Origin of the sequence: Oceanobacillus oncorhynchi (assembly GCF_000821065.1) — a bacterium.
Taxonomy (GTDB): Bacteria; Bacillota; Bacilli; order Bacillales; family Amphibacillaceae; genus Oceanobacillus; species Oceanobacillus oncorhynchi.
In genome coordinates this window covers 816837-831934 of sequence record NZ_CDGG01000001.1, presented here as the reverse complement: position 1 = coordinate 831934, position 15098 = coordinate 816837, and the positions used below count along the sequence as shown (strand labels likewise).

At 36.4% G+C, this 15098-nt stretch carries 15 protein-coding genes; 3 read left to right on the top strand and 12 right to left on the bottom strand.

Features of this window, described 5'->3' with window-relative positions:
* Nucleotides 1-172: 172 nt before the first annotated feature.
* Complete coding sequence (locus BN997_RS03770; protein WP_042529794.1) at nt 173-1684, top strand: nitrate/nitrite transporter; 1512 nt, start codon at nt 173-175, stop codon at nt 1682-1684.
* 58 nt (nt 1685-1742) lie between these two features.
* Here BN997_RS03770 and BN997_RS03765 read toward each other — a convergent pair whose 3' ends face one another.
* From BN997_RS03765 to BN997_RS03720, 11 genes are all read right to left on the bottom strand, one after another.
* Complete coding sequence (locus tag BN997_RS03765) at nt 1743-3137, bottom strand: serine hydrolase domain-containing protein (RefSeq protein ID WP_042529792.1); 1395 nt, start codon at nt 3135-3137, stop codon at nt 1743-1745.
* A gap of 122 nt (nt 3138-3259) precedes the next feature.
* Nucleotides 3260-4207: a ribose-phosphate diphosphokinase gene (locus tag BN997_RS03760; protein ID WP_042529790.1), complete on the bottom strand. Its 948-nt coding sequence runs from the start codon at nt 4205-4207 to the stop codon at nt 3260-3262.
* Between the two features lie 415 nt (nt 4208-4622).
* A complete protein-coding gene (gene celB / locus BN997_RS03755) occupies nt 4623-5978 on the bottom strand; it encodes a PTS cellobiose transporter subunit IIC (RefSeq protein ID WP_042529788.1) in 1356 nt (451 codons plus the stop codon).
* Between the two features lie 17 nt (nt 5979-5995).
* Nucleotides 5996-6502: a hypothetical protein gene (locus tag BN997_RS03750; RefSeq protein ID WP_042529786.1), complete on the bottom strand. Its 507-nt coding sequence runs from the start codon at nt 6500-6502 to the stop codon at nt 5996-5998.
* Nucleotides 6503-6513: 11 nt separating this feature from the next.
* Entirely contained in the window at nt 6514-6840 is a 327-nt protein-coding gene (locus BN997_RS03745; protein WP_042529784.1) for a PTS cellobiose transporter subunit IIA, read from the bottom strand.
* Nucleotides 6841-7098: 258 nt separating this feature from the next.
* Nucleotides 7099-7419, bottom strand: a complete 321-nt coding sequence (locus tag BN997_RS03740; protein ID WP_042529783.1) for a PTS cellobiose transporter subunit IIB — start codon at nt 7417-7419, stop codon at nt 7099-7101.
* Nucleotides 7420-7464: 45 nt separating this feature from the next.
* Nucleotides 7465-8898, bottom strand: a complete 1434-nt coding sequence (locus tag BN997_RS03735) for a 6-phospho-beta-glucosidase (protein ID WP_042529781.1) — start codon at nt 8896-8898, stop codon at nt 7465-7467.
* Between the two features lie 255 nt (nt 8899-9153).
* A complete protein-coding gene (locus tag BN997_RS03730) occupies nt 9154-11082 on the bottom strand; it encodes a BglG family transcription antiterminator (RefSeq protein ID WP_042529779.1) in 1929 nt (642 codons plus the stop codon).
* A gap of 38 nt (nt 11083-11120) precedes the next feature.
* Nucleotides 11121-11258 (bottom strand): PTS sugar transporter subunit IIB, encoded by a 138-nt coding sequence (locus tag BN997_RS23810; RefSeq protein ID WP_354005224.1) that lies wholly within the window; start codon nt 11256-11258, stop codon nt 11121-11123.
* A gap of 275 nt (nt 11259-11533) precedes the next feature.
* Nucleotides 11534-12343 (bottom strand): cytochrome c oxidase assembly protein, encoded by an 810-nt coding sequence (locus tag BN997_RS03725; RefSeq protein ID WP_244882330.1) that lies wholly within the window; start codon nt 12341-12343, stop codon nt 11534-11536.
* Nucleotides 12340-12825 carry a DUF2243 domain-containing protein gene (locus BN997_RS03720; RefSeq protein WP_042529777.1) on the bottom strand — a complete coding sequence of 162 codons (486 nt, stop codon included), beginning with the start codon at nt 12823-12825 and terminating at the stop codon, nt 12340-12342. Before BN997_RS03720 ends, BN997_RS03725 begins: the two co-directional genes overlap by 4 nt.
* A 469-nt stretch (nt 12826-13294) precedes the next feature.
* Here BN997_RS03720 and BN997_RS03715 point away from each other — a divergent pair, with 469 nt between their 5' ends.
* Entirely contained in the window at nt 13295-13633 is a 339-nt protein-coding gene (locus BN997_RS03715; RefSeq protein WP_139089003.1) for a hypothetical protein, read from the top strand.
* Entirely contained in the window at nt 13634-14014 is a 381-nt protein-coding gene (locus tag BN997_RS03710; RefSeq protein ID WP_042529773.1) for a type II toxin-antitoxin system RelE family toxin, read from the top strand.
* Nucleotides 14015-14125: 111 nt separating this feature from the next.
* Here the strand turns inward: BN997_RS03710 and BN997_RS03705 are convergent, their stop codons facing one another.
* Complete coding sequence (locus tag BN997_RS03705) at nt 14126-15082, bottom strand: helix-turn-helix transcriptional regulator (RefSeq protein WP_042529771.1); 957 nt, start codon at nt 15080-15082, stop codon at nt 14126-14128.
* Nucleotides 15083-15098: the final 16 nt, after the last annotated feature.

Genomic DNA, 15098 nt, shown 5'->3' with positions numbered 1-15098 from the left:
CAGCAAAAAAATCTTCTTTCTGTCTTCAAAAAAATGACACAAATCATGTGATTTATTTCACTACGTATTTGTGAAAGAAAGATTAAAATTTTCAACGTAATCAAATGAATAGAAATAGAAGCATCGAAAAAAACAAATGAAAGAATTACCTCATCATGGAAGGAGAATAAAAATGAAAAAACCCGGATTACAATTAATCTTACAGACTTCAAATCTATTTATCGGATTTATGGTGTGGGTACTGATTTCATCGCTCATGCCATACATTACAATGGATATTTCATTAACATCCGGTCAAGCATCTATTATTACGGCCATCCCTGTTATTTTAGGATCTTTACTGCGTATTCCAATTGGTTTTTATGCCGATCGCTTTGGGGCACGAATTATTTTTCTCATTAGCTTTTTGATTTTACTATTCCCTGTTTTCTTCTTAAGCATTGCCGACTCTTTCACAGATTTAGTCATTGGCGGCTTACTATTGGGGATAGGCGGAGCGGTTTTCTCCATCGGAGTGACATCCCTTCCAAAATATTACCCAAAGGAAAAACACGGTTTTATCAATGGCGTATATGGGATTGGTAACGTTGGTACAGCAATTACATCCTTTGGCGCACCTGTACTCGCTGGGGCAATTGGATGGCAAGGTACCATCCGAAGCTTCCTGATTATCTTACTTGTTTTTGCCGCACTTGTTTTTATCTTTGGGGATCGTTCAGAAGAAAAAGTGAAGAAATCAATGGCGGAACAAATCAAAGGTGTGTATAAAAACACAACCCTATGGTTCCTGAGCCTATTTTATTTCATCACATTTGGTGCTTTTGTTGCTTTTACCATGTTCCTGCCAAGCTTTTTAGTAGATAACTTCAGTTTAGAACCGGTAGATGCCGGCATTCGAACTGCTATCTTTATTGTGATTGCTACAGCATTAAGACCAATTGGAGGTTTATTGGCTGATAAATTCAATGCATTTATCATCTTAATGTTTGTATTCATTGGGGTAGCTTTCTCAGGCATCTTATTATCCTTTTCACCAGGTATCGAGTGGTATACCGTTGGTGCATTGGCCGTTGCGGTAACCGTAGGGATTGGAAATGGGACAGTCTTTAAATTAGTTCCCTTATATTTTTCAAAACAAGCTGGTATCGTCAATGGGATCGTTTCTGCGATGGGCGGATTAGGCGGATTCTTTCCACCATTACTATTAACAGGTGTAGCTAACCTCACTGGACATCATGCGATTGCATTTATGTTAATGTCTGAGTTTGCTATCGTCAGCTTTATCATCGTTATATTTATGTATTATCAAGACCGGGTAAGTATCGAAGGAAAAATCATTGAAGGCGTTGCAGAGGGCATGATGATAACGAATAAAAATAAAGTCATTCAGCATGTCAATCCTGCTTTCACAAGAATTACTGGCTATCACCAAGAAGAAGTCGTTGGCAAAACTCCTAAGGTGATTAGTTCTGGGAAGCATGATAAAGCATTTTATAAAGACATGTGGGAATCCATTAATAACAAAGGCTTCTGGCAAGGAGAAATCCAAAATCAGCGAAAAAATGGAGAAGTGTATAAAGAGCTGCTTACCATCAGTCCAGTTAAAAATAATGTTGGTGAAATAATACAGTATGTCGGCGTGTTTAATGATATTTCTAATATGAAGCAATCTTCTATAAGCTGAAAAAAATCCCTTGGTTTCCGGTCCATTCATGAAAACCAAGGGATTTTTTCCTCTATTCTCATTCCACTTTTTCCAATACCCTCTTTCCAACAAGAACCGAATGTACACAATCTCCATTCTTTGCAAAATAAATCCGCTCTCCCGTTTCCGCGATAAAATCATTTTCAGATATCGGGGAAAAGCATGTTATTTGTTCATTCCGATTCAAATAAAGCAAATCATCCTGTATCGATATGGAAGCTTTATTCCCTTCTCCTGATTGATACATGCCGGAAAACAGGTTTAAATTCAATGTTTTTCCAGATAACACATCATCTTTCTTGAAAGGATTCTCCGCTGATATCCCTAAAAGAATATGTAGTGCAGAAACCAATATCTTTTCAGCCGGGACATCGGCCATATTGATTAAAATGGAAGCAGATATTCCTTTTTCCTTAATGATTTGAAAATTAGAGGAAACTCCCTTTATACTGCCGCCATGACCAAACCGGATGTATTCCCCAATCGGATTTATTTCTATCCCGAAGCCGTAATCACCGCCATTAGGTAACGAAAAAGCGGAGGAAGTCATTTTTTCAAGTTTATCTTCTGAAATAAGACTTTGCCCCTGTATCCTGCCATTTAACCGAAGCAGCTCTGCATACTTCATTACATCGTCAGCCGAAGCCTTCCAGGACCCGTTCGTGTAAATAGCTCCTACATCCCACCAGGCTGGCGAATGAAAAATACCTGACTGCTTTTCTTGATAGGCATATAATTCCGTTACATTTTCTTTGTTAATAATGGATTCAGTCAAAAAAAAGGAGTTCTTTAGCCGCAGCGGGGAAAATAATTTTCTCTCCACATAATCGATAAACGTCATTCCGCTCGCCAATTCAATAATTTTTTGCAGCATCCCATATCCTTCATTAGAGTAATTGAACACCGTTCCTAGAGGACCTGACAATGCAAAGTCCATCCTGCTTATTTGTTCAATCAATTCATTCGCAGTTTGAATGGCAGAGTTATCCTCCCCCTGCCATTTTCCAAATAAAAAATCGCCATCCGGATCCTTCCTAATGCTTTTCATGCGGGCGTGATGAATAGAGGGCAATCCCGGTAAACCGCTGGTATGGGACATAAAATGCCTAATCTCCAGCTGTTTCAAGTAATCCTCTCTTGGCAATTTCAAATTGGGAAGCCATTCGGTTACTTTATCACTGCTATGCAGCCGGCCTTCTTCCTCCAGCTTCATAACCATCAGACATGTCAGGGATTTGGTGATGGAAGCCAGGCCGAATATTGTATCCTTTGTAATAGGAAGCCTTTCTTTCATGTTTCTGTATCCATAATATTTTTCATAAATGCTGTTGCCGTGTTGATAAATAGTTAGTGCCATGCCGGGGATTTTTAGCTCTTCACAGGTTTGATTGATTTCATTATTCAATTTTTCTTGTGTAGATTTGGATAACATGATTTGAACCTCCCTCTATATAAAAATACCCCAAACGTCAGTTGCTTGCTCTCACATTTGGGGTGTTGTATCTAAACTGAATCCTTTTGTCATTAATACAGGTATTTCTAAATGCTAAAAACTTATTCAAACAGGACACTGACAGAAGCATTGTTATGAACTCTCAGCACGGCATCAGCTAATAACGGCGCAATGGTCAAGGATGTGATTTTATTAATTTGTTTCTCCTCTGGCAGATAAATCGAATTGGTAATCACCAGCTCCTTGATGATAGAGGATTCAATCCGCTCCACTGCCGTCCCCGATAAAACAGGATGTGTACAGCAAGCATATATTTCTTCCGCTCCTCTACCAACCAGCGCATCAGCAGCCGATATAAGCGTTCCGGCAGTATCAATCAAATCATCGATAAGGATGACATTTTTCCCTGCAACATCACCAATGACATTCATTACCTGCGACACATTTGGTTTGGGACGCCGTTTATCTATGAGCGCAATAGGCGCGTCTAATATCGTTGCCATCTTTCTGGCACGACCTACGCCCCCATTATCCGGCGCAACAACAATAACCTCTTCCGTCGGTAATTTCTTTTTAAAATACTCCGCTAATACAGGCACTCCCATAAGCTGGTCTACCGGCAGATCGAAAAAACCTTGTATTTGCCGCGCGTGCAGATCTAATGTGATTATTCTGGAGGCCCCAGCTGTTTCGATTAAATCAGCAATCAATTTGGCAGTAATCGGCTCTCTGGCCCGCGCCTTCCGATCCTGTCGTGCATAACCGTAATACGGAATGATCACATTGATGGATTCAGCTGAAGCTCTTTTCATCGCATCAATCATAATCAATAGTTCCATGATATGCTCATTTGCCGGTTCAGAAGTAGATTGAATCAGATATACTTCACATCCTCTGACACTTTCTTCAATATTGATTTGGATTTCATCATCACTAAAGTGTTTTACAGAGCTTTTCCCAAGAGGAACATTTAAAATATCAGCGATCTCTTTTGCTAAGGTATAATGGGAATTCAATGAAAATAACCTTAATTTGGGACTACATTTCATTTTTTCAGCCTCCTGAATAATCCATCTCCGTTCACTGGGATAATTGCTTCTCTTCAACCAGCTTACGTGTACGATTATAATAAGTTATATTTATATTAAATCCTTTTGCTCGCTCTATCAAGGATTTCTGACATGCTTCTTCTTAATTATCTTTAAATTTTGATTTATTTATAGGTTTGGATAGTTAACCGCATTGATAACGCTGACTTTGAGTTTCGAATAATTTAATTTACTAAATCTCGTTTTATGTAGGATGTAGAATGAATAAACCATTTTATTATAATAGGATAGAAGTCAACACAGGAATATAAAATAAAAAAGCCCCTTAATGAAAGGAGCCTCATACTTTTATCTTCTATCAATTATTTTCTGTAACTTGGTTCATTTTTTGATTAAATCAGTTAGTTATTCTAAATCAAATTAATGAATCTTCCCCTTTTTCTTGTGCAACTAATTTTTTATCATACATTTTGAAGAACGGATACCAGATTACAGACGCAACTACTAAGCCGATTAGTGCAACAACAAGAGCCATAAAGTCCCCTGTACTAATGAATGCACCTACCCCTGGAGGTGTAGGCCACGGCATCAAGGCAACAATCGGATTAACAATTCCTATGCTAAGTGCCCAATAACCGATAGACGCAGCAACCATTGGTGCTAAAAAGAATGGAATAGCCATAAATGGGTTATATATAACCGGTAATCCAAATAAAATTGGTTCATTAATATTGAATAATCCCGGAACAAGAGATGTTTTGCCCAATACGCTTAATTGTTTCGATTTAGCTAGAAATGCCATAAATACACATAAACCTAAAGTCGCTCCAGCACCTCCTAAAAGAATAAATGCTGTTTGGAATTCACCTGCATATGGAATGTTTGCTCCACCAATATTCGCTTGCATATTATTCAGCCAAATCGGTGTCAAGAGTCCTCCTATAATCGTTGAACCATGTATACCTACAATCCATAATGTATGAAGGATGAAAGTAATTACCATCATACCTATCCAGCTGCCGGTTAAATTTGTCACAAAACCAAATGGAATTTGTATTAATTTAAATATATCTGTCCCCATTAGAACCAAAATACCGTTAAGGATAAGAACAACAAAAGCTGTGACAAATGCTGGTATTAAAGCTGTGAATGATCTGCTTACACCTTCCGGAACTTGTTCGGGCATTTTTATGATCCAATTCTTTTTTACACATAGTCTGTATAATTGCACAGCTATAATTGCCATAATTATCGCTGAAAAGACCCCTGTAGCATCTAAACGAGCAAGACCTTCATCTATTATTTCCCATCCACCTATGATCGTGGTATCCTCGTTAATAATATTTACAAGAGCCATTTCACCATTTTCCCAGACTAACTGAGGAATTGTCATAAATAAAGCGAAAATAGATAATAAACCACCATTTAAAGGACTTAAATTCAACTCTTCTTCTTCCGCAAATATTTTTGTATACTCATACCCGATAGTAAAACCAAAATATAATGCTAACAAACCAATTGTTGTCTTATTCGCCAACATATACAAAGCTTCAAATCTAAAGAATGTATTGTCAAAAAAACTTTGCAAAAATGGGAATGTTTCAGGAAGTATATTAAAAACTAGAAACATCGAACCTACAATGACGAACGGAATAGCAGCCATACCTGCTGCCATTATAGCACGAACAAAACGCCAGGAAGCCACTTTACCCATCGGGCCCATTAGATATTTTTCCAAAAAAGCAAATACTTTTCCTTCTGACTCTGCCATGGAAATCCCTCTTTCTATTATAAATTAATAGCTTCTTCATATTCTTTGATACGCTTAAAATGTTGATCCTTGTTATACTTAATGTTATATAAACGATAGAGCACAAATGCACTTAACAATATCCCCATACCTAAAACGACTAATACAAGTATTTTAGACTCCTCCTGTACCACTAAAAAGGGGTACAATTGATTGAATGTCACAGAGAATAATGTTGGCACAATCAATAGCAGATTTGTGCTTAATAAAATAGCAAAACTATATTTTGTATATTTAGCTTGATTAGTATGAGAACTGTATATTTTCATCTGTTCTACCATACTGATAACAATTGTTATAATTAAAATTAATGGGATAAAATAAAGTGAAGAATCACTTATCAACAATGAAATTAGCCAGTATATATTTGTGAAAAGAAAAAATGCAGTTATATATCTGACAAGTAAATATCTATTAAAATACATGGATTTAATACTTGTTTCTTTCCGATTTTTTTCTACTAGTTCCATTCCATTGGTTTTCATATACAAATCCCTCATTTATCTATTTTTGCAATTCTTTCATATAACGACAGCATTTCTAAAGCAACCTCTCGCAGCGTCATTGTGGTCATTAAATGGTCTTGGGCATGAACCATAATAATATCTACATTGACATCCTCCCCTGAAGAATACTGCTGTAATAAAGATGATTGCGTTTGATGTGCTGATAACAAATCATCATTGGCTTCTTCCAGTCTGCTTGCTGCACTTTCAAATTCATTATTTCTCATTAATTCAAAGGCATTATGAATCAATGTTCTGGAAGAGCCACTATGCAAAATAATATTAAAAGCAACGTTTTGAATTTGATCTTGTTCCATCCAATTCTTCCTTTCTTCTACCTCTGGTTGAAGCAGGTATAAATTAATTTTTCATCAGACAGGACTGGAAAATAAATGTTATTCTCACTCATGAATCTCATTTGCTATTAATGCAAGTGAGGATATACCTTGATTGGAACACTTTATAGAAAACAACCTGCCCCGTCTAATGAATTAATCCTGCTATTCCTGATGAGCTATTCTTTTAAAACAAACCCTTAAAACATAAATATCAATTTTTTATACATATACAGCCTATTATTCTGGAAGCTCTTCTAAAATTAAATTCGCTAACTTCTCGATTCCCATAGGAATTGGTACATATGCCTGCGGAGGGATATTTACAACAGGTTTCCCAGCACGGTCACCAGCACCCTTAAGCTGTTTATAGTACATCTTCGTTTGTGGACTTACTAAAAATAAATCGTATCTTCCTTCATCAATCATTTTTTGTCCTTCATTGGTAGAAGTAGCATCTACTTGAATTTCTTCCCCTTTTTCCTTTAAAAATTCTGTTGATTTTCTTGCTAATAAAGAAGATGACATGCCACCTGCACAAATAATTAATACGTTCTTCATACTTCATTCCTCCATGAATTTTACTTTTTCACTTAAACTAATCTATTACTGCAAATTCTCACCATTTGAGGCGATGACTTCTTTAAACCAGTAAAAAGAATCTTTCCGGTGACGTTCTAGCGTCCCGTTATCGTCATTATCTTTATCAACATAAATAAAGCCATATCTTTTTTTCATTTCTCCTGTACTTGCAGATACTAAATCAATGCATCCCCATGGTGTGTAACCCATCAGGTCAACACCATCTTCATCTACTGCTTTTATCATCTGCTCTATGTGAGTACGGAGATAGTTAATGCGATAATCATCTCGGATTCTGCCATCATCGTCGAACTCATCCACAGCTCCCAGCCCATTTTCTACAATGAATAAAGGCAAATGATACATATCAGTGAACCAATTCAACGCATAACGCAGTCCTTCTGGATCAATAGCCCAACCCCAATCAGATGTTTCAATATATTCATTTCTTACAAGATCCTTAGATTCGTTGTAATCATATGTTTCATCTGACTCATTATGGCTAATCGCAAATGACATATAATAACTTAAACCAATATAATCAACTGTACCTTTCCTTAAGACCTCTAAATCTTCTTCAGTTATATCTAAATTAAATTTCTTTCGTTCAAAATACCTCGTCATATGTCCTGGGTATTCCCCGTGAACATGAATATCTGTAAAGTAATAGCGTTTTTGCATTGCTTTTTGCGCCTTTAAAATATCCTTAGGATGAGAAGTTGACGGATAAATTGGGCACATCGCAATCATACATCCAATCTGGAAATCCGGATTAATTTCCTGACCAATCGTTACTGCTCTTGCACTCGCTACAAGCTCGTAATGAGCAGCTTGATACATGATTTTTTCACGATTTTCTCCTTCTTCATATTTGATACCAGAATTAGTGAATGGGGCAAAATCATCATGGAAATTTGCCTGATTATTGATTTCATTAAACGTCATCCAATAGGTCACTTTATCCTTATATCGTTCAAAGCATACTCGAGCAAATTTCTCGAAAAAATCAATGAGTTTACGGTTTCTAAACCCGCCATATTCCGTAACTAAGTGATAAGGCATTTCAAAGTGAGACAGTGTAATAACTGGTTCAATTCCATACTTCAAACACTCATCAAATAAATTATCGTAAAACTTTAATCCTTCTTCGTTTGGCTCTGTCTCATCCCCATCCGGAAAAATTCGTGACCAGGCTATAGAAGTTCGAAAGCACTTAAAACCCATTTCGGCAAATAATTGAATATCTTCTTTATATCGATGATAAAAATCGATTGCTTCATGATTGGGATAATTTTCACCCTCAATTACTCCATCAGTAATTTCACGAGGAACACCATGAGCACCTTTCGTCATAACGTCAGCAACGCTTATTCCTTTTCCTCCTTCTTTCCAAGCACCTTCCAATTGATGTGCGGCAACCGCTCCACCCCATAGGAATCCATCAGGTAGTTTAGACATCTGTAATCCGCTCCTTCCTATTATCTTGATTAAATCGCTTTCATTGCTGTGCTTAAAAAGTTACATACAACAACCTTGCAACTAACCTTTATTCAAGTTTTAATACTTTATTTACTATCAACTTTCTATGTCTTCATCTTAAAATAAAAACGTTTTCATCTGTAGAGGACGTTTTTCGGTTGGCAACGGAAATAAGTTAAAATCTATCAAACAAAAGGAGAGGATCTGCATAATCGTTCTGCAGATTCTCTCCTTTTATACCTTCGTCAGTACTTTTTTCATTTCAGCATATGTTTCGCACTGCAATAATTTTTGCACTATCAACCGATTATCCAATAACTTCACTAATACATCATACATTGGCTTTAAGTCATCCATCTTATTGTGTGTACTGATATTGAGCAGACAGATAAATTGAACAGGCTTTCCTCCCCACTGAATAGAATCTTTTAAGGTAACAACAGACCAAAAGGTTTCATCCGTTTGCGGGTTCATCGGATGCGGAATGGCTACCAAGTTACCAAAGCTGGTAGGAGAATATTCCTCACGTTCTAAAACAGAATGGATAAAATTTGTATTTACCATTTCAGCTTCCAACAGCTTATTTCCTAAAAACGTAATAACTTCTTCTTTGGAGGAAAAATCCATTTTTAAGTACGTAAAGGCTTCCCTCATATATCTTTCTATCATCTCAAAATCATTGTGTACTAATTTTTCTATTTTCCTTACATCCTGTTGCCCTAGCAATGTGCTTACTTGAATAACTGGAACAGATAATTTTTCAGGAATAGGAATAGTACTGATAATAAAATCTATATTATGCAGCGTTTGATTTTTCAAATTATAATACTCTGTTGTACCTAAGATATTTAAATCATCATGAAATCTATCTTTCAATTTTAATAAAAGTAATTGCGCTGTTCCTAAACCAGAAGCACAGACAATTAAACAGCGTTTTTTATTCTTTTCGCTCTTTTCCTGTCTCTCTAATGCTGCCTCAAGATGGAGTGCGATATATCCTATTTCATTTTCATCAATAGTTATATTCATATTTTGTTTAATCACATCTGTGCCGATAGTTAAAGCCGCTTCGTAAGAAAAAGGATATTTATTTTTAATTTCCTCCAGTAATGGATTTCTTAAATTCATTTGATACTTATACCGATTTATTGCTGGTTTTAAATGTAAACTTAATCCCAATAATAATTCTTCATCTTGAGAAAGATTGAATGAATAAGCATTATCTATTCGTTCTAGAATAATTTTGGTTAGCTGTTGGATATCCTCATCCAGTATCGTTTTTATTTCTTCTATTTCCGAATCGGAATGTGTCTTCTTCGTTCCTTGTAAATGAATAGCTAAATAAGCTGTTTCATTCACGGAAAAAGATACATTTAGTTTTTGTTCTATCTCTAACACAATCTCTTTTGCAATTGTATATTCTTTTTTATTAGTGATTTTACCCAATTCTTCTTGATACATCTCAACGACTTCTTTTTCGCGAATCCGCTTACAAGCTATGGCGATATGTGTGATTAAATTATGTAAACTGACATCAGTGATAACCGTTCTGTATTTCCTCAATTTAGATAGGATACTATCTCGGATCCACTCCATTTCGTCTTTTGGTAATATCTCTATCCAATCGGAGGCCTGATCAACCAAATTTGTCTTTTGATTGAAAATATACTCAGAAATACAAAAACGTATTTTCATTTCATCCCCATATACTTTAATTCCATAACCCGGTTTTTGGTCTAAAGACAAATGATAATTTTCCAATACTTGACGAATACTATTTAAATCACTTTGCAATGTCGAGCGGCTAATAAACATCTCTTCAGCAAGGTCATCCATTTTAATATAGGCGGATTGCAATAACAGTTTTTCCATTAAAAACTGGATGCGGTCTTCAGGTTCCGTCGGGATAACCTGGTTATCTTTTTCAGTTGTTTGTTTTAGAAAATGCTTAAATTTATCTTCATCGGTAATATTTATCCGATACCCTTTTCCACGATGTGATTCAATTGATGCCGTATCATTATTTAATGATTTACTTAATTCCTTCATGTCAGTCTGAATCGTCTTCGAACTAACTTGAAGAACAGCAGCAAGCTCAGCGCTAGTTTGTAATTCATCCGTTGTCAGTAACTGCTGGATAATTTGTTGCAGGCGGCTATTCATTTTATTCATTCTCCTTAAGTGATAACAATTTTTATTAATCAGTATAGAATAGATAATTTTATATGACAATTTCCATACCAGCTTTTCGAGGGGGGCATTATGTATTTACTTATGCTTTTTTTCATTGCTTCCACAAAAACACTTGTAGACATTCCTGCATTACATACTAATAAAATTTTTCTTCTTCGTAGTGTACCAATAAATAATTTTATGATAAATAATTATGTTTATCATGTTGATGTAAAGCTCTTTATCTAACACATTAGTTTGTCAAAATTTCCATTAATAACCAATTTTGATTTTAAAATCCTCTAAACAAAAAAAACCTATATATTGAATAAACCAGATAACTTTTCGGTCACATTCAATATATAGGAAAATAATACATAGACCCTGCCATTTCCATTCATTACACCTGTAGCAGCCAGTATCGACAGAAAAACATTCTCCCTTACCCCGTCACAGGATAACGAACTTCTCTTGTTCTTTTTGACTGATACCATTGATAGCACAAAATAATAATAATTACGATATCAACAGCGTCCCCACCATAATACATCAACATGCCCCCAGCTTCAGCCTCCGCTCTGGGTACCCCTTCTGGAGGATAAGCATAAATGACTTTGGAAAGAATCTTATGTCCTGCTAAAGCAAGTATCAATACCAAAGAACGATAGATATAACTGTATCGATATGGGATTGGGTCGATATATAACAGTGTAGCCGCAAAAAAGTATCCAGCTAGAAAAACATGCAGGTGGACAAGCACATGAACCCACATGATTGTTTCCATCATGCTGTACAAACCCGTCGTATAAAGCAGCCAAAGCCCGCCTATATTTAATACTGCAGGAACAACGGGATTGGAAAGGAAATGGAAAATCGGACTTCTTAGCACAGCAGTTACTTTTTTAGCATAACGTGTCGGCAGTGTTCGCAGAAGCAGTGTCATTGGTGCAGCCAGTACCATGAATAACGGACCGAGCATGCCTAAAAGCAAGTGGCCAAACATATGCATGGTAAAATTCTGATGCGCGATAGAAGCTAACGGATTTACAACGGTGATAAAACACAACACACTTCCTGCAGTCCATAAAACTGTGCGGTATATAGGCCATGCCTTGTTCTGTCTTTTTGAAAAAATAACTGCAGTAATGTAAAGCAATAGGCCAATGATAAAAGGGGCGCTTAATAGAATTTGTGTGATAGAATCCATCGAGTGAGTAGTATGCGCCATATTTTCATGCTGATGCTCCATCATCTCAGCTCACCCTTGTGCAGCTTTAGCTGTTTTTGCGTTTGGTAAACGACGATTCCCCCGGCGATTACCATTATTCCAGCAAGAATATTCCATATTAAATCATAGGGAAGCAGATCAACGCCATAACGAATCTGGTGCAGTTGCATCAGTTTATGCTGAATAATTCCATCGTATAAGTTAAATAACCCTGCTCCCAGTGTCATACCGCCTAACCACCGCTTTTTCCACCAAGCTCCCCGCCGCCTTAAATCAACCAGCATAAAAAGCGCTCCAACAGTCGCAAACCAGCTAAATGCGTGAAAGAGTCCATCGGAAATAAGACCAATTTCTGTAGTCGAACGATCATAAAAATGATGCCAGTGAAGCAATTGGTGAAAAATAGCTTCGTCAATAAAAGCAACCATCCCAAGCCCAAATAAAAAACCAGATAAAACGTTTCTGCCTGAATAGCTGAACTGTTCTTGCGTCAGTTCTTTTTTCATTATAGAAACCTCCTCTATTGGATAAAAAGCTGAAACAATGTGATTCCACAAGATTTATGACAACATTTTCAAATAAATTTTCACTCTTCCTATAAAATTCCTTATTAAAAAAGAAATATAACGTACAGACTTTCCTGAAGTCCTTCTTTCTTTTAAATAGTCATTCCCATTTCTTTTTTTTGGTAAACAGATTTTTATAATTGGATGGGGATTGGACTCTTTATTGGAGATGCCGTAGATAATGCTTGTTTTTATTGCTATGGCTGCAACAACCTTATTATGGCACATCAGTTCATATACACATAAATAATTAGGTAAGCTGAAATAATTCTCAATTCAAAGGTATCTTTTTCACATATTTGAATATAATACATAAAAATACGAACATTTTTTTGTTTGTTATTTTGCACATTTTTTTGTACAATGGAGGTAAGAAATGATAAGAAATAATGGAAAGGGGAGGTCAATTGTGGGAAAAATTTTAGATAGACCTTTCACTCGTAAAAATACAATTCCAGCTAGCCAATTAAGAGAAATTTCTCAAAAAAGGTTGCAGGAGATGATTAATGACAATCAATTGTTAGCTCTTATTATAAAAGATGAAATGGCTATAACTATGATGGGAATGGAAGAATTTGAAGCGTTAAGAGATTATGTAGAACAATTAGAGCAATTACTAGATGAAGCAGGCATAGTAAATCAGCTCAGTGAAACATATTTCGAAACACCCAAAAATGAGTTTATGGAAATGCCTGCAGGAATGTCAGCAAAAGAATATAGAGAATGGAGAAAAGGAACGAGTGATTAAATGAGCAAAAAAAATTATGAATCTAAATTCCACCCTCATTTTTTTGATATTTTGGATGATGCAACAAAGCATATGTCTGACGCAGAGTTCTCCAATTTTTTTGCATTATTTGAGCATGAACTTAGCATTTTAAATAAAGATCCTTATAGTAATTCAAGAAATTGCAAGTACGGAATTCTTCATGATAAAGGATTCCGTACGATGACATTTCATTCACAATTACCAAGAAACGGCACTGGCGACATGCGAATTATTTTTGAAATAGACGAAGAGTCAAAGCTTATTTTTTATTGGGCTGTCGGAAGACGAATCAACACCAGACCAAGGTCTAAAGAGGATATTTATTCCAAAGCAGAAGCGATGTTAAAAGATAGGAAATAATAATACATAGCATAGCTTGTGATGATGCAAGCTATGCATACGCACGACTTCACCAGATGAGAAGTGAGAACAAGCAGTTTGATATATCTTCATCATCTAACCAGGTCATAATTACCAATTTCTCATCCTGCTCCACACTCCCTCCAAAACCTCTCTCGGAATTCCCCTAATCTCTACATCCTCCCCAAGAAAAAGCAGCCAATTCACTATCTCACTAATTTCCTCCTCTTTTCTCACATCAACAAACGTGTTTAAACGCGCCCGAGTCTGGTAAGGATTAGTATAAGAAATAGAAACAGTCAGCGGATGATACTTTTTAAATTGAGCAATCGCCTTTGGTCCCAGTTCAAGCACGAGATTACTCTCTTCTTTCTGGGTGCGCTGCTTTTCCAAAATCTTTTTCCTGCTCATCCTATGCTTAACAGGATAGGTGCGAATATCCGTAAGCTGATCCACAGGAATAATCTGTGTCTTTTGCTCTTCCAAATGGAAGCCTTCCATCAACCAGTAGCTTTTCTCCCGGTAAAGATGCAGAAGATAAATCGGATAGGATTTACACTCCTCCCCTTCCTGTACAGTAATCCACAAATAGCTATCCATAAGGATGTGATGGATAAGCTGCTCCAACATCGGGTGAGGCAAATCAGACAAATCAAGCAGATCAGGATTATTTGGATTGGTCCCTTCAAATAGGAGAATTTGATTTAAAAGCACCAGATCATCCTGTTGATTTTCAGAGATAAGGCCAAGTAGTTTTTCAGCCAGGGACTGGCGGCTTTTCAAATAGGGAAGCTGCTGATTTCTGGTAGCCATAAACGCAAGAAAAAGCGCTTTTATCTCATTATCCGTAAAACGAACGGTTGGCAAGACAGAGTTATTCATAACAAAATAACCTCCGTCCCTTCCAACTTCAGCAACAAGCGGCATTCCCATCGCTTCAATTTCTTTGATATCTCGAATAGCAGTCGAACGAGAAATAGTAAATTCATGCATGATTTCTGATATAGTAAAACGTGAACGATTGTTGATATAGCGCATGATGGTATTGATCCGCTCCACTTTTTTCATGATATCCCCCTAAACA

Coding starts and splice junctions, on each gene's coding strand:
- BN997_RS03770 (WP_042529794.1), top strand. CDS start 173: ATGAAAAAACCCGGATTACAATTAATCTTACAGACTTCAAATCTATTT.
- BN997_RS03765 (WP_042529792.1), bottom strand. CDS start 3,137: ATGTTATCCAAATCTACACAAGAAAAATTGAATAATGAAATCAATCAA.
- BN997_RS03760 (WP_042529790.1), bottom strand. CDS start 4,207: ATGAAATGTAGTCCCAAATTAAGGTTATTTTCATTGAATTCCCATTAT.
- celB (WP_042529788.1), bottom strand. CDS start 5,978: ATGGCAGAGTCAGAAGGAAAAGTATTTGCTTTTTTGGAAAAATATCTA.
- BN997_RS03750 (WP_042529786.1), bottom strand. CDS start 6,502: ATGAAAACCAATGGAATGGAACTAGTAGAAAAAAATCGGAAAGAAACA.
- BN997_RS03745 (WP_042529784.1), bottom strand. CDS start 6,840: ATGGAACAAGATCAAATTCAAAACGTTGCTTTTAATATTATTTTGCAT.
- BN997_RS03740 (WP_042529783.1), bottom strand. CDS start 7,419: ATGAAGAACGTATTAATTATTTGTGCAGGTGGCATGTCATCTTCTTTA.
- BN997_RS03735 (WP_042529781.1), bottom strand. CDS start 8,898: ATGTCTAAACTACCTGATGGATTCCTATGGGGTGGAGCGGTTGCCGCA.
- BN997_RS03730 (WP_042529779.1), bottom strand. CDS start 11,082: ATGAATAGCCGCCTGCAACAAATTATCCAGCAGTTACTGACAACGGAT.
- BN997_RS03725 (WP_244882330.1), bottom strand. CDS start 12,343: ATGATGGAGCATCAGCATGAAAATATGGCGCATACTACTCACTCGATG.
- BN997_RS03720 (WP_042529777.1), bottom strand. CDS start 12,825: ATGAAAAAAGAACTGACGCAAGAACAGTTCAGCTATTCAGGCAGAAAC.
- BN997_RS03710 (WP_042529773.1), top strand. CDS start 13,634: ATGAGCAAAAAAAATTATGAATCTAAATTCCACCCTCATTTTTTTGAT.
- BN997_RS03705 (WP_042529771.1), bottom strand. CDS start 15,082: ATGAAAAAAGTGGAGCGGATCAATACCATCATGCGCTATATCAACAAT.